This is a genomic window from Actinopolymorpha pittospori (assembly GCF_014873875.1).
Classification (GTDB): domain Bacteria; phylum Actinomycetota; class Actinomycetes; order Propionibacteriales; family Actinopolymorphaceae; genus Actinopolymorpha; species Actinopolymorpha pittospori.
Genome location: NZ_JADBEM010000001.1, coordinates 2,388,267 through 2,414,247, shown reverse-complemented (window position 1 = coordinate 2,414,247; position 25,981 = coordinate 2,388,267). Strand labels below are relative to the sequence as shown.

Below are 25,981 nucleotides of genomic sequence, written 5' to 3'. Positions count from 1 at the left end.
CGAACGTGCCCGGACCTCGGGGCAAGGTCCGGGCACATGGCGGTGGCTCGCTTAGTCCAACGGGGTCGACAGCTCGATCCCGCGGCCCTGGTGGTCGGCGTCGGCGTGTTCCTCGGCCTGGTCGTCTACGCGCCATCGGCTGAGTTCGGCGGTCCGGGCTTCCTCTTGCGCGTGTCGTTCTTCGAGTTCGTGGCGTTGCTGGATCTTTCGTAGGGCGCGTTGCGCGCGGGCGATGGTGTCGGCGGTTTGGTCGGGGGTGGGCACCGTGGTCCAGTCGTCGGTGTTGGTCTGCGCTGGAGCCGACTCCTCTGCGACCTGGGTTCGGATATCGTCTGGCGCCAGGTGGGGCTCGTCGGCGAAGGTCGACAGGTCTCCGCCGGTATGGCGATCGTCGACGTCGGCAAGGTCGGCCTCCGTGATAGGTCGGTGTGCGTCCTCCTCCTGGTCGGCCTGGGCATGGGCGGCGAGCCATTCCTCGGGTGTGGTGCGGTCCTCGAGCTGGTCAGGGTCGACGCCACGGCCGGCTAGTTCAGCCCTGGCTCGTTCGGCGACGGCGCGGGTTTCGGCCGTGTGGGCGTACCACAGCGCCCGTACCTGGTCGATTCGCTCTAGCTGCGCTCGCTGGTGGGCGAGCGCGTCCGCGAGTGCTGTCGCTTGGACGGCCTCGGCGGTGAGCCTGGCTCGTTCGGTGGGGTCGGTTGCGGCTTCTGCTTCTGCGGCTCGGATGTGTGCGGTGTGGCGGTGGCGTTGTTCGGCCTGGTTGGTGCCCGCGAGTTCGTGGGCTACATAGGCGGGTTGCCAGGTCTTCTCTCGCTCGTATGCGCGGACCCTGACCCGGAGTTGCCCGTCACTCATCTCAGCCTCGGCGCGGCCGGCCTCGGGTCGCCCGAGCGCCCGCCACGCTGCGCGCCAGGAGGCGTACTCCTCGATCTGCCCCCGTTTTGGCGGTCCGGGCAGCGCCACCGTCTCGTCGTCGTGGCCGGTGAGCTCCCGGTGGGCCGCGACGAGCCCAGCCATCCCTATCCACTGCTCGCGCTCCGCCTGGTCGTCGGGGGGTGGGCCGAGCGCCTCCTGCGCCCACTGCGGCAGTTGCTCGAGGGTTTCGGCGCCGAGCTGGGCGCGGCGAGTGTCGGCGGCGTGGGCGAGTTCGGTCAGGTGGCGGGCCCTGGCGGGGTCGTCGACGGCTGGGATCCAGTCGGTGTAGGAGTCTCCGGTGGGTTCGAGGCCAACCGTCTCGGTGATGCGGTGGTGGAGAACGCTCGCGAGGCTACGCGCGTCGTTGAGTGGCCGTGACGTCACGGCACTAGCGAGGGTGGTGTGCGGGTTATGGCCGGCGAGTTCGGCTTGGCGTAGCACGCGGGTCAGGGTGGTCATCGCCTCGTCGGCGGCGATGTTCTGTCGCTGCTCGGCGGTGAGGAGACCCGCGTGGACGAGTCGGTCGAGGGATGCGGCGGCCCGGCCGGCGGTGGCGAGTTCGGCGACGTCGGCGAATCGCTCCGCCGCCGTACGAATCGAGGCGGCCTCCGCGGCGCTGTCTTCGGCTTCTGCCGCCGCGGCCAGGTCGTCCTGAGCAACCTCGAACGCGCCAGCGAGGACGGCGAGCGGATCGCGGTGCTCCGCCTGAGCGGTCGCACCGACTGGCGCGTCATCGGGAACGGCGCGCGTGGTGACGTACACGGTGTTGTTGTCCCTGCCGCGGCTCATCCCGACGTAGAGCGCGGCGGCACCGGTGCGGGCTGTGGCGACGGTATGGCAGCTGTCGACCGTGATGCCCTGGGCGGCGTGGACTGTGCTGGCGTAGCCGAGCGTCAGGTGCTGCTCCACGTAGGCGGGCGGCAGGGTCATGCGCTTCCCGAGGTTCTCTCCGTCGGGCCCGCGGGCGAGTAACGGCGCGACGATGAGACTGCCATCCTCAGCGACGTCGAGGACGCGGTAGTGCTCGCGGTTGATGGGTCCGCGCTGGTTCCCGGCGTGGTTGGCGAGGTGCCAGCCGTTCTGGCGGGCCTGCACGAGGTCACCGACACCGGCAACGGTGCCCTGAAGTCCGAGCTGCACTCCGTGTTCGCTGACGCGGCCGAGGCGGACGAGTTCGGCGCGCACGTGCGCGGCTACGCGGGAGGCTTGTTCGTTGGTGTCGGTGATGAGCAGGGTGTGGCGGCCGGCGAGGGTGTCGCCGAGGTAGGCGCGGGTGGCGGCTGCCTCGGCCTGTTCGATGGTGCCGGCGTCGACGATCCGGCCGTGCTTGCGGTACTCGGCCAACGCGGTGTCATCGCCTTCGCGCAGGCGAAGGGACGCGTCGCGTTCCCACTTGGCGGTGAACCGGCGCACCTCGGCGAGTTCGTGGGACACGCCTGTGCTGGCGACCAGGCCCATGCCACCGCCGGCGCCGACTGCGGCGAGCTGGCGGTGGTCCCCGACCAGAAGAAGTTTCGCCCCCGCCTCCTGCACGTGCGTACGGATCGCGGTGAGGTCGGCGGTCGCGGCCATCGCCGACTCGTCGACCACCACCAGGTCGCCCGCGTGGAGTGCCCACGCCGGGTCGTCGCCTGCAGCGCTGCCTTCGGCGAGGCGTTGCTGCCCTGCAAGCCAGCGGGTGATGTTGCGGGCCGCGAGTCCTTCGCCGGCGAGGACCTCGGTGGCGATCTGGCTCGCCGCCAACCCGACCACCAGGCGTTGCCGGCCGTCCCACAGGGTCGGGTCCTGCCATGCCCGGGCCAGCGCCCCCACGACGAACGATTTGCCTGTGCCGGCCGGTCCGACCAGTGCCTCAACCTTCGCGCCTGAGGTGAGAACGCCGCGCACGGCGGCGGCCTGGTCTGCGCCAAGCTCGATCCCCGCCTCGGCCATCCGCGCGACGAAGCTGGCAGCAACATCGGCCGTGAGCGCTGGAGCTCCGCGTTCGACGGCCGCAGCGCGCAGCGCTAGTTCGCTGCTCAGGTGGTCGAGGGTGGCGAAGAGTCGGCCGGAGGGCCGGTCGTAGGCCGAACGCCCGTCGGCCAGCCGCAGCTCGTCGGGCACGGAGCTGGCGCCAGGTGCTTCCGCGGTCAGCTGAAGGCACTTCGAGGTGATCGCCGCGTCCGCCAGGCTCTCGACGAGCTCACGGATCTGGGCTGCGTCCATGCCCCCGAGGTAGTCGGGAAGGGCCCCGTTGACCGCACGCACGAGGTCCGCTCGGGTCCAGGCCGCCTTGGTGGCCTGAATCTCGGCGAGCGCAGTTTCCACCACATCGACCGGGGAGAATGCGTCGACGCGAGGTGTCTCCCCGGCGAGGGCGAGGACGGTCTGGGCCACCTCCGCAAGCCCGCCGGCGACCTCGCCGCGCAGCTGCTGGTCCCACCGGTTCAGGCGCTGCTCGACCGTCTCACCCTCATGCGCCTTGGCCCGCCGGGTGGCGAAGGTGGCCTGGCGTTGCAGCCGGTCCAGCTCCAGCGAGTTCGGTCCCCGCCCGAATCTCGTCTCGAACGCCTTCACCATCTCCCGCGTCTTCGCTGTGATCGCGCGACGGCGGGTGGAGAACAGGTCGAGCACCTCCTTGCGGATGCCGACCACCTCGCGGGCCTTGCCGTCCGGGCGGGTCGCGAACCGGACTCCGAGGGAGCGGGTGAGGTGTTCTTCCATGGTCCGCTCCCCCACGGCGGCGGCCGCGCCGCGGAACTTGTGGATCGCCCGGGAGTCCAGCGTGCGCCACTCCCCATCGGCGCCCTGGACGCGGTTGAGGATCGCGTTGTGGATGTGCAGCTGCGGGTCGTGGTTGCGGTTGTCGTGCTGGAAGAACGACGCCACGGTCCACTCGTGCGCGTCGACGTAGCGTCCCGCCGTGCCGCCGTGATGGCCGACTCGGGAGTAGCCGGCATGTTCCGCGAGGTACTCCAAGGCGGCATGGTTGCCGGCCCAGATCGCCGTTTCGACGGCATGCCGGTGTGCCGCCCATGCCGCTGATGCGTCCTCATCCCCGGCACGGTGTGCTGCCACCTCCTGCGCCTCGAACGCGGCCTGCAGAAGGGTCACGGACTTCTGCACGCTGAACGTGGCGTCCAGGAACGCGACGTTGGCGCGCGCCTTCTTCCCGGCTTCCAGGCGCAGTTGCTCCCTGCGTTCGGGGTCGGCGTCCGGCTCGGCCGCCAGCGCTTTGGCGTAGATCTCCTCCGCACTCGCGTAGCGACGGCCGGTATGGCCGAGGCGGTCGGCCTCGGCCCACTCACCGGGGTTTCGGAAGGCTGGGTCCCGCGGGTCGATGAAGTGCTCGTACAGCGCTGTCATGTCCTCGGCGTCAACCAGACCGGTCAGACCAAGCTTCTCCGCGCCTTTGCCCCACCAGCGTCCCGGTGGCTCACCGGCCGCGACGGCGCCGGTGTAGTAGTTCTCCCGCCCAGCGGCGACAGCACCGGTCAGATAGCCCGCAGAGTGCCCCGACGACACCGTCATCACCGGCCCTCACCACCCCAGTTGGTTCGGGCCGCGCCAGCGGCCCGAACCCCCCATCGGATCGTGATGCCTAGGTGTGTACTGCTCTTCGGCTCCTCCTCTTGAGCTTCAACGTTGTGTTGCTGGGGGTCGGTCGTCGCTCGATAGTCACCTTCGGATCTGGTCCTGCTGCTGTCGTAGGTGACGGTTCGGGTGGTCCTGTTCTTTGGCTTGCTCTCGGTCGTACATGTGGTCATGGGAGTAGTCCTGTCGCTGCGCTCCCTGGGTCGTCGTGGACCGGTGGCTCTCGTCTCCGTGCGTTCGTTCTCACCCGTGGTGGTCAGTGGTCGGTCTCCTGGGTTCGCAGAGCTCGGCTGATCGCTGGTGGTCATTCGGGACTCCTGGTCGCCTCGCGGGCGTGAGTGTCGTTGATGGCGAGCAGGGCGAAGCCCGCGACGACCATCAGGCCGTCAACCGCCAGGGGCCCGAGGTGGGCGTTGAGGGCGTCCTCGCCGTAGCGCTCCAGCAGGCCGGCCATGTGCCGGTAGCTGATGACGGCGGCAACCAGGGCCACCAGGCCCGTGCCGCCGTACCGGGCCAGTCCCCACCACAGGCCGGACCGGCGCCAGGAGGGCCGGCTCATGCACTCCACGGCAAGTAGCAGCGCGAGCGGCACGAACGCCCCGGCGATCCGCGGGCCCCAGGCCGGCTGGGCGTGTGCCACGTTCGCCGCGATCGATGCCGCGATGCCGAGCAGGAACGCCGACCACACCACCAGGCGTGCCGCCCGTGGCTGCGACGCTCCGGCCAGTCGATCCGCCGGCATGCCGGAGGGTGCGGCGGCCGTGCCGGCATGTGCCGGCGGTCCGGAAGTCTGTGCCGCGCGGGTGCCGTCTTCCTCGTCCGGCACACCGGCTTCGGCCGCGTCGCGCGCGGCGGGTGGCAGGTCGGCTGACGCAGACTCCGGGGGTTCTGCGTTCTCATGCCGCGCAGATGTGGGTGCGCCGCCCTGGTGCTCCGGTTCCGCCGGATCGGGCGCCGTGGTGGTGCGGGCTTCGTTGATTCTGGCTCGGCCCCATCGCTCGCCGCGTCCGAACCGTGCGCCGAGTGCCTTGCCCGTCAGCGGCGAGCCAGCCACGACGGACTCCCGGTATGCCTGCCGCGCCTGCTCCCGGAGTTCTGCAGGGTCCTCCCCAGCGGCGGGCGGCGCGGGAGCGGAGGCGTCCTCTGAACGCTCCGCCGTCGGCAGTTCGACCTGCCACGGACCGGACTCGTGGCCTGCGCCGGATGGCTGCACGTCGCTCTGTGTGCCGTCGACGTGTGGTTCCGACACGGTGGATGCCGCCGTGTTCATGGGCGCCTCCGTGCTGTACGTCGTGCCGCGACGGCGGCCACGTGGTGCTCGCCGGGTTCTGGGGCCGTGTCATCGCGGCGCGCGCCCCACCAGCCGGCGATGAGCGCCAGCGCGTCGGCCAGCGGCGCGGTCGGTGCCGGGTGGTGGTGTTCGCCGCCGGGCTGGTGGTTCTCCAGGGAGCAGGCACCGGCGACCGCTTTGATCCGGCGGACGACGCCGGGCCGCTGCCGGTCGTGCCAGTCACCCGGCAGGCTGGCTGACGACTCCGGATCTTCGTAGGCGAGGCGCCACGCGTAGCTGAGCCACAGCAGTTCCTCGATGACGTCAGGGTGCCACAGCCAGCATTCCGGCAGCGTCGCCGCCGCGTCGGCGTAGCGGAGGTACACCCGTTCGAGCCACTCCAGCAGTTCCTCGAGCAGGGCCATCGCTTCGGCGGTCTCGGCGGGCAGGGCCAGCCACGACGCCACGCCCTCGGTTACCTTCTTGCGGGACCGCGCCGCGGTGGCTTCCCCGAGCCCTGCGACCAGCTCGGCGAGCTGCTCGACCCGCTTGGGCAGCGCGTTGAGTTTCTCGACCGCCAGCCGCAACGCTTCAACCTCCCGCGCAAGGCCGGCCAGTGCGGCGGCGTCGGCCTGCGGGTCGGCGCCGTTCATTCGTCCTCTCCCTTCTCCTGGTCGGCGGCGACACGCATGTGTCCGGTGGCCTCCACTGACTCGGCTTCTGCGGGAGCCGGTTCAGAGACCTGCAGGCGGCTCTGCTTCGCGACGGCGTGGCGGAATCGGCGCATGTCTCGGTCGGTACGGCGTTGGTCGCGGCGGACGTCGCGTCGGCGCCAGGCCATTTGCACACGGCCGATCGCGGGCGGCATGCCGCGTCGGATGATGACCACCTGCCCGACCGGGATCTGCGCGATCTGTGCCGGTGAGAGCACCGGCACCCGCCGGTAGGAGATGGAGGTGAGCTTGCCGTCGTGGTCGTGGGTGGCGACTTCCTCGTCCCGTTCGCCGGCGAGGGTGGAGTAGGCGGCCAGATCATCTGGGTCGCGGGTGCCGCCGAACACCATCACGGTCGCGGCGTTGTTCATGATCGCCCCGGCTCCGGTGTCGCCCCAGCGTTGCCGCAGCTGCGCCCGGGACTGCACGGCGATGTGAATCGTCACGCCACGTCCGCCCATGTCCGCCGTCCAGTTGTCGAGCGGGATAGGGCAGATCAGCGCCGCCTCGTCCAGCGCCAGGGTCAGCGGAGGGTCCAGTCGCCCGCCGGGCTGGTCGGCTGCGATCCGGCGGGCCTCCCGCGCCACATGGCCGGTCAGCGCGGTGACCAGCGGGGCTACCTGGGCGTCCTCCGCACCGAGCATGAACACCGTGCCCCGCCGTTCCAGCAGAGCGGCCACATCGAAACCCCGCCCTGATGGGTCGGGCTGGGTCGCGGCAGCAGCGGTGGAATCGGTCAACCAGCCCAGCGCGGGCATGATCGTGGAACAGATCGATGAACGGGTCCGCTCGTTGGTGGACAGGAACTGCAGAGCATCCGACTCATACGCGGGCTCCGGCGAGCGCCGCAGTAGCCGGCGTACCTCGGCCGCGTTCGCATCCGGGTCCGCGACCCAGGCGAGCACGTCCCGCATCGACGCTTTGCCGAGCGCGGCGGCGTGCATCAACGAGGCCAGGACCCGGCGGGCCTGGCTGGCCCAGAACTCCCGGTCGCTTCCCGCTCCCGGCGCGCTCACTCCGGAGAGCAGGTCACTCGCCCGCGAGGTCGCCGTCGATGGCTGTTCGCAGCCCGACAGGGGGTCGAAGGTGATCGTCGACGGCAACCCGCCTACTCCGCTGGGGTTGAACACCTCGACGGGCCCTCGCTTGGACCGGAGCCCACGGGTGAGCTCGATCAGGTCGGTGCGGGTCGACGTCGCGATTACCGCGCCCGGGGCGTCCAGGATCCGCCCCGCCAACTCCCCCGTCTTGCCGGTCCGCGGGCCACCGATCCGCAACGTGACGTCCTCGACTGCCGACCACACCAGCAGCCAGCCGACCCGGGCCAGCGGAGTGGCGAACTCCCGCGTCGACACCCACAGGCGGCGTGCGACGTTCAGCTGCGCCAACGACGGCCGTAACACGGTGGCTTTGCGCCGCATCGCCCACCCGCTGGCGACGCGAAGGATCGTCCAGGCCGACGCTACCCCGTCGTTACGTCGGGAACGACGCGACCAGCGACCCACCTGCCCGGCCGAGCCGGCGCGGCGACTCCACACCAAGCCGAGGGCCACCGTCGTCACGGCCAGTCCAGCGACGACCAGCCACGGCCACCACACCCGACCCGGCGTTCGGGCGGGCATCAACTGCATCAGCCAACCCACGCCCGCGATCCCGAGCCCGACAAGGCTGACCTGGGGCAGGACACTTCGACGGACCTGCTTTCTCATCGGCCCCTCCCCTCTGGATCGGCGACCCGCAGCTCTGGCGCGGCCTCGGCTGAGTGGTTGGCCGGCGCTGCGTCGCCAGGCTGGGCGGCTTCGGCGCACACTTTGTGCGCGGGCCGGCCGTCCAGGTCGCGCAGGTTCGTCGGGGCCGCGCAGAATCGGCATGGCATCTGGCGGGACGACCAGCGGTGGGAGTCCCGCCAGTCCTGCAGGCGGCCCGGCGTTCCGCAGCAGTCCGGGCAGGACGCTTCCACGATCCGCGTCACGCCGTCCGGGTCGTTGGCGCCTATCCGTACCCATCCGGAGTCCTGACAGCGGTGGCAGTCCACGGTCTGGCCGCCGCGCGCGTGCGTAATGTCGTTCATCGGCGCACCTCCCGCCAACTGGTCGACAGCGCGTCGAGAACCGGTCCGGCGCCGGCGTTGATCCGCTGACACAGCAGGCTGACGGCTTCCTTGGCGGCCTCGACGTCGACGCCCGGGAGCGCCGGAACAGGCAGACCAACGGTGCTCGTGGGCAGCTGCAGGTCCGCCCTGAACATCAGCGCCCGACACTCCTGGGCCGGCTCGATGAAGGGGCCTGGGTCGTCGATCGCCCATGGGCGCTCGCGGTCCCAGTCCCGCCAGCCCCGAAGCCGGAGCCGGTCCAGGTGGACGGGCCAGGGCAGCAGTACCTCTAGGTCGGTGACCAGCTCTTCTGGGTTCTCGTCATTCCGCCGACACCGCACCGAGGACACGTCACGGCCGAACCGCACGAACCCGGGGCTCATCACCGGCTGGCAGGCGATCCTCCACGCCATGGCGGCGAACGACACCGCGTCCAGCGGCTCGCCCTCGTCGATGAGCAGGCAATCCCGCAGGTAGGCGCCGTAACGACTCACACCGTCCGAGGCGTAGGCGCGGTCGTGGGCCTCGTCGACCCAAACCAGCTGTTCGTTGGCCCTCATGCGGCATCACCACCGCGGAACGCGGAGGAGCCAGCGGGCAGGTCCTGCCAGGTCGGCGTCCACTGCCCGACCTCGACGCAGCCGCCGGCGCCTGTCGCCGCGTCGAGCAGCCTCTCCACAGCCTTCGCGGGCACGACGTAGCGCCCCTGATCAGCACCGAGTCGCATTCGAACCGCGGGGAACGCGTCCGCGCGGATGAGCCGATACAGGTGCTCCTGCGACACGCTCAACAACGCCGCGGCCTCAGGCACCGAGTACGTCGGCACCCCGGCCGCCCGCTTCCGCAGCGCGCTCTGCAATGCGAGGCCTCGTACGCGGTCGCGCAACTCGGGCCGGCCGGTGGCAGAGCCATTGCCAGGACCATTGACTTCACTAAGCTCGGACATGCCATCCGCTCCTTGTGAGTTGGGTTGGAAGGCACGGGGGCGGCGGGTCTCTCGCCAAAGGTTCACGCCGCCCTCGCGCCGCTTGGGTTACTCCTGCTGTTCTTCTTCCTTCGCTCCGCTACAGCGGCGTATCTGTCGCGAGCGGACCGCAGGCGTCTGAGTCCCTGGGGACCCCTCGCGGGCTGCTCGCCCGGGGTGACGTTGCATTGCTTCGGAGGTCCGCCTCCGGTCTGCGCGCCGGATCATCTGCACCGTTCCTGTTTCCTTTGCCTCAGCAGGAACCTATGTCTCAATATAGCCCAAGCTAGCTTGGGCTGTCATGGGTCGGCGTTGTCCTAGGCTGGCCTGGTGTGGCTTAGGTGACTAGGCTCGCCGCTGTGAGGGTGAGCAAGGATGACCCGCGGCCGCCGTACGCCCAGTTGGCCGAGGATCTGCGTCGCGCCATCGAGCGCGGCAAGTACAGCGCTGGGCAGCGCCTTCCTTCGGTGCGGGAACTCGCCGAGCAGTACGACGTGAGCCGCAACACGATCCAACGGGCACTCGACACGCTCAAGTCCGAGGGCGTCGTGGAGTCACACCCGCCGTTGGGAGTCTTCGTCCGGTCCACCGAAGCCGACGCAACGCGCCACAGTCCGGAGTACCTCGAGATCATGCGGCTGTTGAGCTCCCTTCAGTCGAGCGTCGACCAGCTGAGCGACCGAGTTGATGCCATCGAGCGAGGTACGCGTCGCCCTCCCGCACAGCCGCCTCGATAGCAGCCGTCCGGACGTGCAGCTCGTCCACAGTCCACGCGAGTCGAGCAATCCGAGAGGCAATGTCGCGCAGCTCGCCAGGTAGTAGACCTCCCGCCTCCTCGTTGCCCGCCAACACCTCGCTGCGCTCCTCGCCACGCTGAGGTTCGGGCTCCATCTGTACCTCCTGACAGTTCTGTCGCCGGCATGCGACCCAGCCAGCCAGACACAGATAGTCAACAGGGCAGACATGTTGCGTTGCGACACCGCACGTGTCGCTACCTCAACTTCTTGTACTCAGGGCGTCGCTTCTATGCTGCTTCTCTGTCTCGTCGGGGGCGACGAAGGGTGGGTAATGGGGAGTCCCCCAATCAGACTGAAGACGTTGCTGCAGCTTCGCCACTGGCAGACCTACCGAACTTTCTGCTCCGAGTACGACAAGGCGGCGAAGGTCGTCGACTCCGAACTCGTAGGCAAAGCCCCTAGCCGCGCCCAGCTGCACCGCTGGCTCTCTGGCGACTTGCAGGGACTCCCCTACCCGTTCCACTGTCGCGTACTTGAGCAGATGTTCACCGGCTTCACCGCTCGCCAGCTCTTTGAGCGCTGCCCTCCGGAGGAGGCAGAGCGACCACCCAGGGAGGCTGCGGCCACGGGGTCAGAGAAGGCGAACCAGCTGCTCGGCGTCCTGGACGAGCGGCTCGAAGCGCCCACATTCACAGATGTCGCGTGGGGCAAGGGCCAGCCAGTGAGAGGCCCGTCCGCACTCGGCCAACCCACGTTCTCGCTGACCGATGCCCCAAGCGGCGCTGACCTGGATACGGCCAGCGACGCTGCTCGCACCATCAGTCGACGCCTGTTGGAGCTGCAGAAGATCCGACGCTTCAGCGACGACGATATGCAGGAGCTTGCGAGCCTCGCAGGGCACGTCGTCGAACTGGCCGAGACCATCCACATCGACATCGAGGCGGACGGGCAGGCCACCGTCGTCTACGGCTTCGACCTCCTCAACCTCAGCAACCGGCCCCTCGCCCGCGTACCACGAGACATCTGGTTCCAGTGCGTGGATGGGGAATCGCTCGCGATCGAACCCACTGCCGGATCGGAGCGCCGAGTCGCGATCCAGCGCATCCACGACACCGCCGACATGTCGAAGTTCGCCTTCCAGGTCTCGCCACCCATCAAGCCCGGCGAGACGGCACGGGTCGGCTACTCCTGCCGCGGCGGCAAGTTCGACGTCAGTCACTACTGGCGCCAGTTCTTCCCCAGGTTCACCCGCCACTTCACGATGCGCGTACGGCAGAAGAGCATCCGTCTGGGCAGCTGCTCAGCGATCGAGGAGCGCCCGGATGGATCGGAGGAGTCAGCCGCGGATACGCTCATCTGGGACTACGAGGGCGAGGACGCGATCATGACCCTGACTCGCGACTACCTCCGTCCCAACCAGTACGTCAGCCTGCACTGGGATGTGATCCGTGAACCTCCGGGACGAGCTTGAGTCGGTCCTCAGGGCCTGGCACCTGTACGAAGTCAACCGCGGATCAGCAGCGGTCATCGACTTCGACTGCCACCCCACGACGGACAGCATCCAGCCCGCAGGCAGCCGTCTCGAGGTCTACCGCCGGCTCCAGGAACTCCGCGGCCGTGCGGACGACTACCGCACGCCGCATGTCGCAGCGCGCTTGAACGCCGACCTCGCATACCTCGGCAGCCTGCTCGGTGAACGTCCTCCGTTCGCTGCCTATGTTCGCGCCACCCAAGGCTGCGGCGCCGCCGGCTGGTCGGATGAGTACGTGCGCGAGCGCGGCGAGATCGCACGCGCCGCCCTCGCGGACGTGGGAGTCGCATGGGGGCCGGACACCGACAAGGAGTTCAGGGCCGTCGAGGGCCCCATCGACACCGCTGACGCGCCGGACGCCATCCGCGCAGCCGTCGACACCTACGAGAAGGCCGTACGCCGCGAGACCGGCTCCGACGCGCCCTTCGAGCTCACCATCGAGACCGCCGACGTCGACGCCTACTGGGCGTACTGGCTTGACGGCGTAGGCGACCAGGTACGGCTACGGCTGAACCTGCGCCAAGCGACCTTCACTGAGGTCGCTGCGCGGCAGTTCGCCCTCCACGAAGTTCTCGGCCACGGACTCCAGGGCGCCAGCTGGTCGGCCCGCTGTGCCAGCGAGGACGTTCCCTGGGTACGCCTGATGTCCGTGCACGCCAACCAGCAGGTCCTCCTCGAAGGCCTCGCCCAAGCCCTACCGCTGTTCATCGCTCCCGACGACCAACTGCTCATCACCCGGGTCCGGCTAGACCACTACACCCAACTCGTCCGTGGCGAGCTGCACCTCGCGATCAACAGCGGCGCCACGATCCAGGAGTGCGCAGAGCATGTGCGCGCCCGCGTGCCCTACTGGACCGACGCCCAGATCTCAGACTTCCTCACCGACCGCGGAGCGAACCCACAGCTCCGCTCCTACCTCTGGTCCTACCCCACAGGGATCGACTGGTTCGGCAACCTCGCTGACGCTGATGACGCCGCTATCCAGGCCGTGCTCACGGCTACATATCGCGACCCGCTCAGTCCTGAGGATCTGCGTGAGCTCTGGCCTACCGGTCCCGCGTTCGGCGGCTACAAGCCGTAGGGATATCAGCTACAGCTCGTTAGCGAACATACCGAGGCCGCTCCGGCGACTCAGGAGCGATGAGACCATGGGTCGAATGCCCGCCATCCCGACGTGGGCGCGAGTGCAGTTCCTCATCGCGAGGAGCCCAATAGAGGGCGCAAGCTCCACCAGCGACTCGACCATCAGCTTCAAGCTCGGCGATCCCCGGTCCATCGCTGTACACCTTGTGCCGAGTGAGACAGCTGTACTCACCATGCGCGAGCCCGAACGGGTCACCGACTTCCCGAGCGGACACTGGCCAGCGCTGATCTGCTTCCACACGACCCGACGCGGGGGGATGTAGATCAAACTTTGCACCCTGCCCTTCTGATAGGACTATCCTCACTGGCACGGAACCCGTCAAGCACAAAGGACAGGACCTGTGGACTCCTTCGAATTGGGCCGGCTCACGGATTTCGACTTCGAGGCAGTTTGCAAGGACATCCTTGAGGAACTCCTCGACATAGACTTAGAACTCTTCTCACCGGGACCCGACGGCGGCATCGACTTACGTCACTTGAGCGATCACCAAGGCGGCGTCGAACCACTCATTGTTCAATGTAAGCATTGGCTCAAGAGTGGTCGTTCTGCACTGCTTAGACACATGCAGAATGTAGAAGCGACGAAGGTTAGGAGCCTTCGTCCCAGGCGTTACATTTTAGCGACCTCAGTTGGGATGACGCCTATGGCGAAAGATACACTCCAGCGCAGTCTCAGCCCGTACCTGAAATCACCAGCCGACATACTGGGCCTAGAGGAGATTGAAGCGATCCTGAGAAGGAGCCCGCATATTGTGCGCAGTCACCTCCGACTATGGCTCAGCAGTTCCGCAGTCTTGCAGAGCCTTCTACACAAAGAGATTCTTATCCGTTCACGGGATCTGGTTAACGACGTTAGCGAGAGTTTGCGCGTCTTCGTCCCGAACGCAAGCTACTCGAGGGCAACGGACTTATTGGAGCGCCATCACGCCTGCGTGATCGCCGGAGTGCCGGGCATTGGGAAGACCACCCTTGCCCAGGTCCTCGCCGCGGATCACTTGGCGGCGGGATACGAACTTATTGAAGTTTCCTCGGACATAGACGAAATCAATAAGGCATGGGACGATGACGTCCCTCAGTTCTTTTACTACGACGACTTCTTGGGGCAGACCTCCCTTGACGACAAGCTACAAAAGAATGAAGACAGCCGCCTCCTGCGACTACTGAAGAGGATTAACAAGTCGAGTAATAAGCGATTCATATTGACGACGCGGGAATATATCCTCGCACAAGCAAAGCATCGATACGAAATTTTGAGCAGATATAACTTCAATCCGCTCACCTGCATCCTCGATCTCAACGAATACACGTCACTAATCCGAGCCCAGATACTGTATAACCACGTCTACTTCTCAGAACTCCCCCCAGAATCGAAAGCAACCTTCGCCGACCCTAGAGTCTATTTGCCACTCATCAACCACCGAAACTTCAATCCGCGCCTAGTTTCGCTGACCTTCGGCGGCTCAGTTCCCGCAGACATTCAAGAAGGATCAGAAGACCCATCCGCCCTTCTGATGAACCATTTTGAAAATCCCGAGAACTTGTGGAGTCATGTTGTAGAGAATCAACTTTCTACAACAGAGGTTTCATTACTCGAACTTCTTTTCTCCTTCCCAGCCGCCGCAATGAGCGACCTTGCAGTCGCTTGGTCAAGCTATTCCAGTCAGGTCGTAGGGGCCGATGGGAGCGTGGTCGGCCTCCGGAAGGCGATCAAGAATCTCGAGGGGACAATGGTTCGAGTTACGGCGGGGCAGCAGAACCGCGCGAGGATCGCCTACCATAATCCGTCCATCCGAGATTACATGAGAAATCATCTCGCGGCACATCCGAATATCCTTGCCTCTCTGGTAGAGAGTGCAGTCTTCTTCGATCAGGTCAAAGAAATCTCCCAAGTTAGCGTCGACGCGAATTCACAGGTTTTTAGACTAGCGCTCCGGTCTTCACTGCCAGTCTTTCGAGAGGTCGCATTGAGAACCTATCAGGAGGCCGCTTCGCACGGCGACGGTGATCATGTAAAGCGGGCAGTCGACCTGCTGAGGATCGCCCACCATTGGGGCGATCAGGATTTCCAACTTAAGACTGGACAGATTATCGAAGGACTAGATCTTGACGATTTCGCTATCGACGGTGATTCACTCGTCGACCTAGTTAACGAGGTAGCCGCCTCGACCGTCCCCCAAATTCGGGGATTGGCTGCGATGGTCGCAAAGTCAGCGTTGAAGTGGATCAATGAAGACCTGAGTGATTGGGCTAACAGCGAGTATGCATACGACTTGCTCGAGAGACTCGAATACGGAGTATCGAGTTCCATGATCTCATCCGCAAGGGATCATTTGGACGACTTGGCTAGAGGAGAGATAGAGTACTTCGTTGAGACTGGCAGGGGGGCTATTAGCGACCTGGAGGATGTGCTCAATTGGGCATCTCAAGTTAGCGATCCAGATGAGTTTTATCCCGGATATGGATTGGCGCTCCAAGCTCTCGAACAAGAGAAGGCGCGACGCCCCACGCGAGCCCTCCACAGCTCGACCGAGGAGAGCGGTGAAGATGAAGCCCATGACGAAGAGATAGCCCGAATGTTTTCCTTGTTGACCAATGATCAGGAGACAGATCGACCAATGCAGAATTAGGCTTCGGGGCGATTCAAACTAATCCTCTTAGCGAGGATGTTGGCTGCTGATCGGTCGGACTCGGCGACCCAGGCTGTGTAGACGCGCAGGGTGGTGGTGCCTCCGCCACCGTGTCCGAGGCGGCCGGCGACGGTGCGGATGTCGACGCCGGCGGTGATGAGTTCGGTGGCGGAGTAGTGGCGTAGAGCGTGTAGGTGGCTGTCGATGCCCAGGTCGGCGCACATGGCGGCGTAGCGGTGGCTGACGCCATCGGGGTTGCAAGGCTTGCCGTGGTCGGGCTCGTAGGAGAAGACGTAGGCCTGGGTAGAGGGCTCGCCGCTGAGTGCGGCCACCTGGTCCTCATATCGGGTGCGATGCGCGGCAAGTAGCTCGAGCGTGGTCTGGTCGAGGGCGATGCGGCGCATCTGGTGGGTCTTGGTGTCCTTCTCAACTGCTTTGCCGGCGCGTTGGGTGAAGGACCGGCGGATCTCTACCGTGCCGGTGTCCAGGTGGACGTCGTGCCAGCGCAGTGCGGCCAGCTCACCGCGGCGCATGCCGGTCACCATGACCAGCCAGACGAGCATTCCCCAATCCTCGTCCTGCTCCCATGCGGCAGCCACGATCAGGCCCGCCTCGCCAGGAGTCGGCGGCTTCGGTTGCGGCCGCGGCTGACGAGGCTTCTTCGTCGTCGCAGCGGGATTGGTCGGGATCCACTCCCATCGCACCGCCGTACTCAGAGCACCGCTGATGATGAAATGGATCTGCCGCACGGTCGAGGCGCTCATCGGTTTGCACTGATGCGGATTGCAGGCCAGCACCCGGCACTTCGCCGCCGCACAGTCGTGGTCTCGCACCCGGCGGTGGACAACCTGATCGCACTCGTGTGGCTCATCCGTGAAGTGCTCGAGGTAAGCCTTGCCGTTACACCGGGTTCGACAACGACGCAGCTGCGCATAGAACTGCTCCAGCACGCGAGCGCTGACCTTCGCGATCGGGACCTCACCCAGGGCCGGCTTGATGGTGCGTTCGGCGTAGCCGCGGTATCCCTCGAGGGTCCGCTCGTCAGCCTCGTGCACCTGCAGCCACGCGTCGATGGTGTAGCCGAGGGTCACCTTCGTCGAGCCCGTCCGCTGCTGGTCGACCTTCGCGAGCAGACGCGTCCGGACCTTCTCGACCTGGCGACGGTCGCGAGTGGACTCGCTGATGTAGGTGTCCTTGCCGGTCAGCGGGTCGGGTCCGGCATAGACGAGGACCTGAAACGAGTTGCCGCGCTTGCGGACGAAGCCCCGCATACGCCGCATTGAGGCACCCTTCGCCGCCATGGCGACAGTCTACTCATTGACAGAACCATTGACAGAGCCTTGAGCGCCCAGCCGCCAACCTCGGCATATGCCCAGGTCAGGTGCGGTGGGCCGCCTGGGGATCGAACCCAGAACCCGCGGATTAAAAGTCCGCTGCTCTGCCAGTTGAGCTAACGGCCCGGTGATCCGGCAGCCTACCGGGCTCCCCACGCCTAGAGGCGTCAAGGGCGGGCGTCGTACGACAGTTGCCGACCATCCCGCGTTCACCGGACGATCATGAGCCGCCCCCTGACGCCCTCCCCGGTCGGAGCCCGCTCCGCTGACACGGCTGACACCCACCCCACCGGGCCCTGTCAGCGACCTGTACGTCCCGTCTCAGCCCTCCCAGCCAAGGTGGTCGACGTACACCAGGGCACAGCACGGGAGAGGACCGCTCGCATGACCTCCAAGAAGACAGACATGATCGACGTTCCGGGCGCACGCCTGTACTACGAGCTGTACGGCGAACCAACCGACACCACGCGGCCCCTGCTGATGATCCCGGGCGGGCTCGGGGACGCGGCGTTCTTCAGCTCGGCCGGCCCGGCGCTCGGGACCGACCGGCTCGTCGTCGCCTACGACCGGCGCGGCAACTCCCGCAGCATCCTGACCAGCGAGAACGCCGACCTGAGCGTTCCGCGCAACGCCGACGACGCGATCGCGCTGCTGGACGCCCTCGGGATCGACCGGGCGGACGTCTTCGGGGGCAGCGGCGGGGCCGTCATCGCGCTGGACGTCGCCGCGAGGTACCCCGATCGGGTCGCCACGATGGTCTCCCACGAGCCGCCGGTGGTGGCGTTGCTCCCGGACGGCGCAGCCCTGCATGCGGAGTTGGAGGAGGTGCACGCGATCTACCGGACCGAGGGCGCGGAGCAGGCGATGGAGGCGTTCCAGGCCAGCTACGCGGGCGGCGACGAGCAGGACTTCGTGTTCGATCCGGAGCTGCCGGCGGACCCGGCCATCGGGACGCGGTTCATGGGGAACGTGGACGTCCTGCTCGGCCGGGAACTCCTGACGTTCGTGGAGTTCGAGCCCGACCTGGACGCGCTGAAGGCGGCGGCGACCTCGGGCACCCGGCTCCTGTTCGGCGGCGGGGTCCTGTCCAAGGCCCACTACCCCTCCCGCTCGGGCGCCGCGCTGGCCGACCTGCTGGGAGCGGAGTTCGTGGACTTCCCGGGAGACCATGCGGGCTACCTGGGCCGGCCGCGTGCGTTCGCGGACAGGCTGCGAGAAGTCCTCGCAGCCGGCTGACCCGCGTCAGGACTCCGGTTCCGCGAACTCCCGGAGCAGCGCGACGGCCTCGTCGCGGGAGAGGGCGAGGCCGCGGGCGTAGGCCTCCTCGTACGCCGGATCGCCTAGTGCCTCCCGAGCCCGCGCCTCCGTCCGCACCACGACGTCGGACCCGCTCCGGTCCGGTGCGCCACGGAGTGCCGTCGCCGCGCCGTTCAGCACTGCGGCGCGCTCGGGGTCGCCCTCGGTGAGTACCAGCCCGGCCAGGCTCTGGACGATCAGTGCCAGGATCGGCATGTCCTGGGTCGTCGGACCGATCCGGATCGCCTCGGTCAACGCCGTGCGCGCCGCCTGAGGATCGTTGTCCGCGACGGCGGCGGAGGCCACCACAGCGAGGAGCAGGGCCCGCAGTTGTGGTGGCCGGGCGAACTGGACCGCGTCCTGTGCGAGGTCGAGAAGCCGGCGGGCCTCGCGGAGGTCGCCGGAGCGGGCGGCGACCTCCGAGCGACCCAGCTGGACCCAGGCCGACATCTCCGGCGCCCGCCCCTGGTCGACCATCGCCTGCGCCCGGTCGAGGTCGGCACGCGCGCCGTCGAGATCGCCCGAACGGGCACGTTCGGACGCGATGTGGGTGAGCATCTGGGGCACGTCGTCCTGGGAGCCGAGCTCCTGCACCAGGGTCAGTGCCTCCTCCTGCGCGGCGATCGCCGCGGCGTGGTCGCCGGCGAGGGAGCGGATCCCGGACAGGCTGCGCAGCGCGGCGGCGCGTCCCCACCGGTCGCCGACCACGGCGAACCGTTCGAGCGCACCCGCGATGTCCTTCTCGTGCCCTTCGGCGTTCCCGGCGTTCTCCTCGATGTGGCCGCGGAACATCATCGCCACCGCCTGCGCCCACGGGGTCAGGGTCGGAAAGATCTCGGCGAGGCGCTCGCGGGCGGCCGCGGGGTCGTTGCGGAACGCCGGTGTCATCGCCTCGAGCAGGGCGAGATCGGGGTAGTCCTGCCGGATGCGGGTGCCCTCGGCCTGGGCCAGGCTGCCCGCTTCGCCGAGCAGCTTCCCGCCCTCTTCGTACTCCCCCAACGCGAAGGACCCCATGCCGGCGAGCATCATCACCAGGGCCCGCTGGGCCGGCGGCGACTCACCGGGTACGGCGAGCGCGACCCGCGTCCAGCTGGCGCTCTCGCTGCGGTGCCCCTGCAGGAACCAGAACCACGAGAACGCCGCCACCAGGCGAACCGCGAGGTCGGCGCTCTGGATCTCCACGGAGGTACGGATGGCCGCGACGACGTTCTGGTGCTCGGCGCGCAGCCGGGCCAGCCAGACCAGCTGGTTGGGGCCGCGCAGTTGGACGGAGGCCGTCTCGGCGTAGCGCGTGAAGCACCGAGCGTGCGCCGTCATCACCGCGACCCGCTCGCCGGCCTCGGCGATGCGTTCCTGCCCGTACGCGCGCACCGTCTCCAGCAGCCGGTACCTCGCCTCGCCCGCGTCGTCGACCACCGCCTCGACCAACGACTTGTCGACCAGCGCGGCGAGGACGTCGAGCACTCCCTCGCGCGGGAGCTGGTCGTCGGAGCAGATCTCCTCGGCGAGTTCGAGGGTCGCGCCGCCGTGGAAGACCGACAGCCGCCGGAGCAGGACGCGTTCGGGTTCCTCCAGCAGGTCCCAGCTCCACTCCACCACCGCCCGCAGCGTCTGGTGCCGCGGCAGGACCGTACGCCGGCCCGCGGTGAGCAGCCGGAACCTGTCGTCGAGACGGTCGGCGATCTGGGTGACCGACAGGGACCGGAGTCGGGCGGCGGCGAGTTCGATCGCGAGGGGGAGGCCGTCGAGTCGGCGGCAGATCTCGACCACGGCGTCGACGTTCTCGGCCGAGACCTTGAAGTCGGGGCGTACGGCGACGGCACGGTCGGCGAAGAGCCGGACCGCGGGGTACGCCAGTGCCGCGGACGGGTCGAAGCAGGTCGGACCGCTCGCGGGCGCGCCCACGTGCGGATCTGGTGCCGGCTCGCCTTCGCCGCTCGGATCAGGTGGCAGACCCAGCGGCGGAATCGGGTACAGCCGCTCGCCAGGGACGCCGAGCAGTTCCCGGCTGGTCGCCAGCACGCGTAGTTCCGGGCAGGCGCCGAGCAGCTGGTCGGCGAGGTCGGCGGCGGCGGCGACCAGGTGCTCGCAGTTGTCCAGGATCAGCAGGGTCTTCCTGGAGCCGAACGTCTCGACCAGCCGGGTGATCGGGTCGCGAAGCGAGGGGGACTCCAGCTGGTTGGTCTCCAGCAGGGCGACGTCGCGGACGCCGACCGCGGACAGCACCGCCTGGGGCACCTGGGCGGGGTCGGCGATCGCGGCGAGTTCGACGAACCAGGTCTCGTGGGTACGCCGGCTCTCCGACCCTCCGGCGAGCTCGGACGCGAGCCGGGTCTTGCCCGCACCGCCGGGTCCGACCACGGTGACCAGGCGTTCCTCGGCGAGGATCTTGCCGAGGCTGCGGAGTTCGGCTTCCCGCCCGACGAAGCTCGTGAGCGGGGTGCGCAGGTTGCTGCGGGGCTCCTGCGACGCGGCGGCGAGAACCGCCGGGCGCAGGTCCGGGTCCTGGCGCAGGAGCGCGAGGTGGACCTCGGCGAGTTCGGTGCCCGGGTCGACGCCGAGCTGGTCCGCGAGTGCCGTACGGACGCGTTCGTACGCCACCAGCGCGTCGGCCTGCCGACCCGCCGCGTACAGCGCCCGCATCAGCTGGCCCTGGAGACGTTCGCGGAGCGGATGGGCGGCGGCGAGGCGTTCGAGCACCGGAAGGACCTCGGCCTGCCGGCCGCAGGCGAGGTCGGCCTCGAGCCGGTCCTCGGTGGCGGCCAGTCGGAGCCCGTCGAGACGGACACCGGCCGCCTCGGCGAACGGCGCGTCGGTGGCGTCGGCCAGGGCAGGACCTCGCCAGAGCGCCTCCGCCTCGTGGAGTACGGCCGACGCCTCCTCGGGCCGACCGGCCGCGAGCGTCGCCCGGCCGTCGGCGGCGAGCCGCTCGAACCGGTGCACGTCCACCTGGTCCGGGTCGACGAGCAGCCGGTAACCCGACGGATGGGACTGGACCTGGACCGAACCGTCCGACGGCAGCGCCCTTCGCAACCGCGACACGAGCGACTGCAGTGCGTTCACCGCCCCGCTCGGCGCCTCGTCACCCCAGAGCCCGTCGATCAGCGCCTCGACCGTGACCACCGCGTGGGCCTGGAGGGCCAGCCGGATCAGGAGTGCGCGCAGCCGCGATCCGCCGACCTCGACGGACCGGCCTTGCTCGTCCCGCAACTCGAGCGGACCCAGAACGCGCACACGCACGGGCCCAAGCCTTCCAGGTGATCGCCAGTCCGCGCTTCCGGCAGGCCGACCGACCGCGTGGAGATCGACTTCGGAGGGTCACCGAGGTCCGTCGAGCGACCCGTCATCGGGAGGTGGCGTCGCCGCGAACGCGGGGAAAACGGTCATGAGGGTCGAAGCGCCTGGAGCGGTGCGGCCCCGGCGTCCCTGTTAGTTTCGAAGGGCCCATCCCGAACGTTCGCCGCCCCGTCGGCGATGGTTCCCGCAGAGGAAGGTCGCGACCGTTGACCGACAACACGTACGACGTCATCGTCATCGGCGGCGGAGCGGTGGGTGAGGTACTCGCCGAACGCGTCGTCAAACGGGGCCTCAGCGCGGCCATCGTCGAGGACGCGCTCCTCGGTGGCGAGTGTTCCTACTGGGCCTGCATGCCGAGCAAGGCGCTCCTGCGCAGTGGTGAGGCCCTGCGCGCCGCCAAGACCGTGAAGGGCGCCGCCGAGGCGGTGACCGGCAGCCTCGACGTCCAGGCCGTCCTCGAACGCCGGAACAGCTTCACCTCCGGGTGGGACGACTCCGGCCAGGTGAAGTGGGCCGAGGGCGCCGGCATCACGGTCGTCCGCGGGCGGGCTCGGATCGACGGACCTCGCCGGGTCGTCGTCCGCCAGTCCGACGGTGCCGGCGAGCAGGTCCTGGAGGCGCGGCACGCGGTCGCGGCCTGCGTGGGATCGGCCGCCCGGATCCCCCCGGTCCCTGGACTCCGCGAGGCCGGCCCGTGGACCAGCCGCGAGGCCACCAGCGCCAAGGAGGCGCCCCGACGGCTCGCCATCCTCGGCGCCGGACCCGTCGGCTGCGAGATGGCGCAGGCCTGGAGCGACCTCGGCTCGGAGGTCACGCTGATCGAGATGCGAGACCGCCTGCTCAGCGCGCTCGAGCCGTTCGTCGGCAAGTACGTCGCGAAGTCACTGACCGAGGCGGGCGTCACGGTCCGCACCGGAACGACGGTCCAGTCGGTGACCAAGGAGGGCGACGGGCCGATCCACATCGCCACCAACCTCGGCGAGGTCGTCGCCGACGTGGTGCTCTGCGCGTGCGGCCGTGAGCCGCAGACCCAGGACCTCGGGCTGGAGACCATCGGACTCGAGCCGGGTAGCTGGCTCGACGTCGACGACAGCCTGCGCGTCAACGGGGTCGAGGGCGGTTGGCTCTACTCCGCGGGCGACGCCAACCACCGCGCGCTGTTCACCCACCAGGGCAAGTACCAGGCGCGGATCGCCGGCGACGCGATCGCCGCGCGCGCCCGTGGCGAGCACGCCGCGCCGGTGGCCTGGTCGCCCTTCGCCGCCACCGCCGACCACCAGGCTCTGCCCGCGGTCGTGTTCACCGACCCCGAGGTGGCGATCGTCGGACTGACCGAGCAGCGTGCCCGCGAACAGGGCATGACGGTGAAGGTCGCGGAGTACGAGATCGGGAACGTCGCCGGTGCCTCGCTGCGCGCCGACGGCTACACCGGACACGCGAAGATCGTCGTCGACCAGGAACGCCTCGTCATCGTCGGCTTCACCGCCATTGGTCCGGGTGTGGGCGAGATCCTGCAGGCCGCCACGGTCGCGATCGTCGGCGAGGTGCCGCTGGACCGGCTCTGGCACGCGGTTCCGGCGTACCCCACGATGAACGAGGTCTGGCTGCGGCTGCTGGAGACCTACGGCTTGTGACCGCAGCGCCGGCCTTCGCTCGGCCGGCGTCCGCTCCGCCGGCGTTCACTCCCCCGGCGCGGTGAAGTAGCGGCCGCGCCGGTGCAGCAGCGGGTCACCCTCCTCGCCGAGTTCGATGTGCTCGAGTTCGGCCTCGACGGCGAGCGCCCAGCCGATGGGTCGGGCGTCGAGGAGGCGGCAGCCTGCCCAGGTGTGCACGGACTCGGGTACGGGCCCCCATTCGGTGTCGCGCCATTCGGTCAGCCGGAACGGCCCGCCCGGAGCCGGCATCAGGCCCGCGAACGCGTCGGCGAGCGAGCGGTGACCCCAGCGGAGTACGGACACCGCGAACGTCCCGGCGGACTGGACCACCGGCCACAGTTCGGCGTCCTCGTCGACCAGGCCGAGCACCTTGCCGGGTTCGCCGTCGGCGACGACGAGCCCGGACACCGGCAGCCCGGCCCGGCGCGAACCCACCGCGGCCGTCCAGAGCGTGACGGGCGCGGTCAACCGTCCGCGCAGCCGGCGTACCGGGTTGCGCTCGTGCGGCGGCGGGAGGAAGGGGTGCTCGGTGTGGATCTCCCCACCGGATCCGTCGGCGGAGTGGGGACCCGTGTCGCTCGCGGCGTCGCGCGGCGGAAAGTCAGACACGCCCTCACTCTGCCCGCTTCACGAGGGCGGGTCGACCAAGGGCCTGGGCCGGTCGGTCGGGTGGTGCCGGCCGCGCGCCTCAAGCGCACCTCGCACATGCCCCGGAATCGCTTCCGTGGAAGGGCTCCCGGACCGGACATCAAGGCCGTACGCCACATCGTGGCCGAACCGACTCCAAATCGGTACCAGCGTTACGTAACGGCGTACTTACTTAGGGCGTCCAGGCATTGATACGCGGCGGCGTAACGGAAGGTGCCGTGAGAGGATGGGTGCCTTCATCGACGACGGGGACCGGGGCTCTTCGTGTGCGTTACGCGGTTTCGGTCCACGTCTGGGGGCAAGAGGGAGTGTGGTCGCCGTGAGTCTCATCGACCATCAGATTCACCAGCTCTCCGCATCTGCGCGTAAGCGTCTGGAGAAGGACGAGATCGATCTCACTGCGCGGCGAGCCGAGCTCGTAGCGGAGCAGGGCAGTGAGACGGGCGGCGATCTCGTCGACCAGGCATCGTTCGCCACGCAGCAGATCGAGATCGAGTCCATCGATCGGCGGTTGAGCCGCATCCGTGAGCTGCTGTCAGCGACGACAGTGGCCACCGACGCACCCGAAGACACGGTCGCCGTCGGTTCTGTCGTCACGCTTCGCTTCGACGACGGCAGCACCGAGAGCTACCAGGTGGGCTTGATCGAGGAGCAAGTCGACGATGTGGTCGCGCTGACTCCGACCAGCCCGCTCGGCCGCGCCCTTCTTGGGCAGAAGGTCGGCGACAAGGTCACCTACGCCGCGCCTGTCGGCGAGTTGACCGTCGAGATCGTCAAGGTGGCCGGCAGCTGACCCGCACCGGCTCGATGTGAGAAACACGGCCTAGGCGTTCCCACGGCACCCGTTGATCGAGACCTTCCGAGGTCCCGGCCAACGGGTGCCGTGCTGTCCCCTGGGCGGCTCACGGACCGGCCGCGGGCCGTACGCGGGCTTCGCACGGACCGTTCTCGGAACTTTTCCACAGAGTCAGGCCTCATGATCGGCAAGCGTCACCCACAATGGCGCACAATCGAGGAAAGTTCCGGGGGTTACACCGAAGGAGCCTGGGCATGTCAGACGTGCTCGGCCTCGATCGGGACATGCACGAGGCCTACCACGCGCTCCTGCGTGAGCGCGCCTGCACGGCGGCCGACCTGTGCGAGCGGCTCGGAATGTCGCCCGTTCGCGCTGGTGCCGCCCTCGACCGGCTGATGGCGGCCGGGCTGGTCACCACAGTCGCCGCCGGTACGCCACACCCACCGCGCGCCGCACCGCAACCCGCCAGGGCACCCCGACGGTGGGTGCCGCTCGATCCACGACACAGCCTCGCCCCGCTGCTCGCCCGTCGACAGGCCCGCCTGATCGCCCGGCAGCAGGAGTTCGCCCGCACCCAGTCGGCGCTCGGCCAGCTCGCGAGCGCGTACTCCGCCCATGGTCGACCCGACGACTCCCCCACCGAGGTGTCGCGGGGGCAGCTCGCCGTCCGGGCCCGGGTGCAGGACATGCTCGCGTCGTCCCGGTCGGCGGTGATGTGCTTCGTCGCCGAGGAGTCCTGGCCGATCGCGTCCGACATCCGCTCCCCCGTCGAACACGCCGTCCGGCGTGGCGTCGCCGTCCGTGCCGTCTACACCAGCGGGATCCTCGCGGAGGAGACGGTCCGTGCCCATGCCCGCTGGCTGGCCTCGATCGGAGGCGGCGCTCGCACCCTGCCCGCGCTCCCGCCGACCATGTTGGTCGTCGACCGGGAGACCGCCCTGGTGGCCGGTGACTCGGGCACGGCAACGGCGTCGGTCGTGCACAACCGCGCGCTCGCCACGGCCCTGGCATCGCTGTTCGACCATGTGTGGGGTGACGCGCGCGGAGCCTGCGACGACGGGGCACCGGCTGAGGCCGTCCAGCCGGGCGAGCCGCCCACCCCGCAGGAACGCGATCTGCTGCGGCTCCTCGGTCAGGGCATGACCGACGCCTCGGCGGCGCGTCATCTCGGGGTGTCGCTTCGGACCGTACGCCGCATGATGGCCGAACTCATGGCGCGGCTCGGGGCCCGCAGCAGGTTCGAGGCGGGCATCCGCGCCGCCGAGCGCGGCTGGATCGACTCCGGTCCGACCGAACCATCACGCCGGACCGCACGCGCCGGCGGGCGGGCGACCAGACGCGCCGCGCCCCGAGCGGCCCCGGCTCTCAACGGCTGAGTGGGCCGGCCGTG

General features: G+C 68.6%; 18 protein-coding genes and 1 tRNA gene. 8 read left to right on the top strand and 11 right to left on the bottom strand.

All coding sequences use genetic code 11. The features are described 5' to 3' along the window. Window positions 1-51: 51 nt before the first annotated feature. The 7 genes from mobF to HEB94_RS11405 all read right to left on the bottom strand — a co-directional run bounded on the left by mobF (window position 52) and on the right by HEB94_RS11405 (window position 9,509). Entirely contained in the window at window positions 52-4,425 is a 4,374-nt protein-coding gene (gene mobF / locus HEB94_RS11435; protein WP_192749878.1) for a MobF family relaxase, read from the bottom strand. Window positions 4,426-4,792: 367 nt separating this feature from the next. Then, window positions 4,793-5,758: a DUF2637 domain-containing protein gene (locus HEB94_RS11430; protein WP_192749877.1), complete on the bottom strand. Its 966-nt coding sequence runs from the start codon at window positions 5,756-5,758 to the stop codon at window positions 4,793-4,795. Continuing rightward, entirely contained in the window at window positions 5,755-6,411 is a 657-nt protein-coding gene (locus HEB94_RS11425) for a hypothetical protein (RefSeq protein ID WP_192749876.1), read from the bottom strand. The genes HEB94_RS11430 and HEB94_RS11425 overlap by 4 nt, the downstream gene beginning before the upstream one ends. Beyond that, a complete protein-coding gene (locus HEB94_RS11420) occupies window positions 6,408-8,180 on the bottom strand; it encodes a type IV secretory system conjugative DNA transfer family protein (protein ID WP_192749875.1) in 1,773 nt (590 codons plus the stop codon). The genes HEB94_RS11425 and HEB94_RS11420 overlap by 4 nt, the downstream gene beginning before the upstream one ends. Further along, window positions 8,177-8,542 carry a hypothetical protein gene (locus tag HEB94_RS11415; protein ID WP_192749874.1) on the bottom strand — a complete coding sequence of 122 codons (366 nt, stop codon included), beginning with the start codon at window positions 8,540-8,542 and terminating at the stop codon, window positions 8,177-8,179. Before HEB94_RS11415 ends, HEB94_RS11420 begins: the two co-directional genes overlap by 4 nt. Continuing rightward, window positions 8,539-9,123, bottom strand: coding sequence for a hypothetical protein (locus tag HEB94_RS11410; RefSeq protein WP_192749873.1), 585 nt, complete (start codon window positions 9,121-9,123; stop codon window positions 8,539-8,541). The genes HEB94_RS11415 and HEB94_RS11410 overlap by 4 nt, the downstream gene beginning before the upstream one ends. Beyond that, entirely contained in the window at window positions 9,120-9,509 is a 390-nt protein-coding gene (locus HEB94_RS11405; protein ID WP_192749872.1) for a helix-turn-helix domain-containing protein, read from the bottom strand. Before HEB94_RS11405 ends, HEB94_RS11410 begins: the two co-directional genes overlap by 4 nt. 377 nt (window positions 9,510-9,886) lie before the next feature. Between HEB94_RS11405 and HEB94_RS11400 the strand changes: the two genes are divergently transcribed. The 4 genes from HEB94_RS11400 (at window position 9,887) to HEB94_RS11385 (ending at window position 15,565) form a co-directional block, all read left to right on the top strand. Next, complete coding sequence (locus tag HEB94_RS11400) at window positions 9,887-10,264, top strand: GntR family transcriptional regulator (RefSeq protein ID WP_192749871.1); 378 nt, start codon at window positions 9,887-9,889, stop codon at window positions 10,262-10,264. Window positions 10,265-10,625: 361 nt separating this feature from the next. Next, a complete protein-coding gene (locus tag HEB94_RS11395; RefSeq protein WP_192749870.1) occupies window positions 10,626-11,735 on the top strand; it encodes a hypothetical protein in 1,110 nt (369 codons plus the stop codon). Continuing rightward, entirely contained in the window at window positions 11,713-12,876 is a 1,164-nt protein-coding gene (locus tag HEB94_RS11390; protein ID WP_192749869.1) for a hypothetical protein, read from the top strand. Before HEB94_RS11395 ends, HEB94_RS11390 begins: the two co-directional genes overlap by 23 nt. Window positions 12,877-13,279: 403 nt before the next feature. After that, window positions 13,280-15,565, top strand: coding sequence for an nSTAND3 domain-containing NTPase (locus HEB94_RS11385; protein WP_192749868.1), 2,286 nt, complete (start codon window positions 13,280-13,282; stop codon window positions 15,563-15,565). On the opposite strand, the gene HEB94_RS11380 is transcribed toward HEB94_RS11385, so the two are convergent. After that, window positions 15,562-16,866, bottom strand: coding sequence for a tyrosine-type recombinase/integrase (locus HEB94_RS11380; protein WP_192749867.1), 1,305 nt, complete (start codon window positions 16,864-16,866; stop codon window positions 15,562-15,564). The genes HEB94_RS11385 and HEB94_RS11380 overlap by 4 nt on opposite strands. 86 nt (window positions 16,867-16,952) lie before the next feature. Then, window positions 16,953-17,025 (bottom strand) — tRNA-Lys (locus HEB94_RS11375). A gap of 258 nt (window positions 17,026-17,283) precedes the next feature. Between HEB94_RS11375 and HEB94_RS11370 the strand changes: the two genes are divergently transcribed. Continuing rightward, a complete protein-coding gene (locus HEB94_RS11370; protein WP_192749866.1) occupies window positions 17,284-18,135 on the top strand; it encodes an alpha/beta fold hydrolase in 852 nt (283 codons plus the stop codon). Window positions 18,136-18,141: 6 nt separating this feature from the next. Here HEB94_RS11370 and HEB94_RS11365 read toward each other — a convergent pair whose 3' ends face one another. Continuing rightward, complete coding sequence (locus HEB94_RS11365) at window positions 18,142-21,435, bottom strand: BTAD domain-containing putative transcriptional regulator (protein WP_192749865.1); 3,294 nt, start codon at window positions 21,433-21,435, stop codon at window positions 18,142-18,144. 263 nt (window positions 21,436-21,698) lie between these two features. Here HEB94_RS11365 and HEB94_RS11360 point away from each other — a divergent pair, with 263 nt between their 5' ends. Beyond that, entirely contained in the window at window positions 21,699-23,126 is a 1,428-nt protein-coding gene (locus HEB94_RS11360; RefSeq protein ID WP_192749864.1) for a dihydrolipoyl dehydrogenase family protein, read from the top strand. Between the two features lie 45 nt (window positions 23,127-23,171). Here HEB94_RS11360 and HEB94_RS11355 read toward each other — a convergent pair whose 3' ends face one another. After that, window positions 23,172-23,756, bottom strand: a complete 585-nt coding sequence (locus HEB94_RS11355; protein ID WP_337917611.1) for a flavin reductase family protein — start codon at window positions 23,754-23,756, stop codon at window positions 23,172-23,174. Window positions 23,757-24,114: 358 nt separating this feature from the next. Here HEB94_RS11355 and HEB94_RS11350 point away from each other — a divergent pair, with 358 nt between their 5' ends. Together HEB94_RS11350 and HEB94_RS11345 are read left to right on the top strand one after the other, a co-directional pair. Continuing rightward, window positions 24,115-24,588 (top strand): GreA/GreB family elongation factor, encoded by a 474-nt coding sequence (locus tag HEB94_RS11350; RefSeq protein ID WP_192749863.1) that lies wholly within the window; start codon window positions 24,115-24,117, stop codon window positions 24,586-24,588. A 257-nt stretch (window positions 24,589-24,845) separates the two neighbouring features. Next, window positions 24,846-25,967: a helix-turn-helix transcriptional regulator gene (locus tag HEB94_RS11345; RefSeq protein ID WP_192749862.1), complete on the top strand. Its 1,122-nt coding sequence runs from the start codon at window positions 24,846-24,848 to the stop codon at window positions 25,965-25,967. The last annotated feature ends 14 nt before the right edge of the window (window positions 25,968-25,981 follow it).

What these genes read in the sequence shown, in the direction of transcription:
- mobF (WP_192749878.1), bottom strand. Translation starts at nt 4,425, where the DNA reads ATGACGGTGTCGTCGGGGCACTCTGCGGGCTATCTGACCGGTGCTGTC.
- HEB94_RS11380 (WP_192749867.1), bottom strand. Translation starts at nt 16,866, where the DNA reads ATGGCGGCGAAGGGTGCCTCAATGCGGCGTATGCGGGGCTTCGTCCGC.
- HEB94_RS11430 (WP_192749877.1), bottom strand. Translation starts at nt 5,758, where the DNA reads ATGAACACGGCGGCATCCACCGTGTCGGAACCACACGTCGACGGCACA.
- HEB94_RS11405 (WP_192749872.1), bottom strand. Translation starts at nt 9,509, where the DNA reads ATGTCCGAGCTTAGTGAAGTCAATGGTCCTGGCAATGGCTCTGCCACC.
- HEB94_RS11410 (WP_192749873.1), bottom strand. Translation starts at nt 9,123, where the DNA reads ATGAGGGCCAACGAACAGCTGGTTTGGGTCGACGAGGCCCACGACCGC.
- HEB94_RS11415 (WP_192749874.1), bottom strand. Translation starts at nt 8,542, where the DNA reads ATGAACGACATTACGCACGCGCGCGGCGGCCAGACCGTGGACTGCCAC.
- HEB94_RS11345 (WP_192749862.1), top strand. Translation starts at nt 24,846, where the DNA reads ATGTCAGACGTGCTCGGCCTCGATCGGGACATGCACGAGGCCTACCAC.
- HEB94_RS11420 (WP_192749875.1), bottom strand. Translation starts at nt 8,180, where the DNA reads ATGAGAAAGCAGGTCCGTCGAAGTGTCCTGCCCCAGGTCAGCCTTGTC.
- HEB94_RS11425 (WP_192749876.1), bottom strand. Translation starts at nt 6,411, where the DNA reads ATGAACGGCGCCGACCCGCAGGCCGACGCCGCCGCACTGGCCGGCCTT.
- HEB94_RS11370 (WP_192749866.1), top strand. Translation starts at nt 17,284, where the DNA reads ATGACCTCCAAGAAGACAGACATGATCGACGTTCCGGGCGCACGCCTG.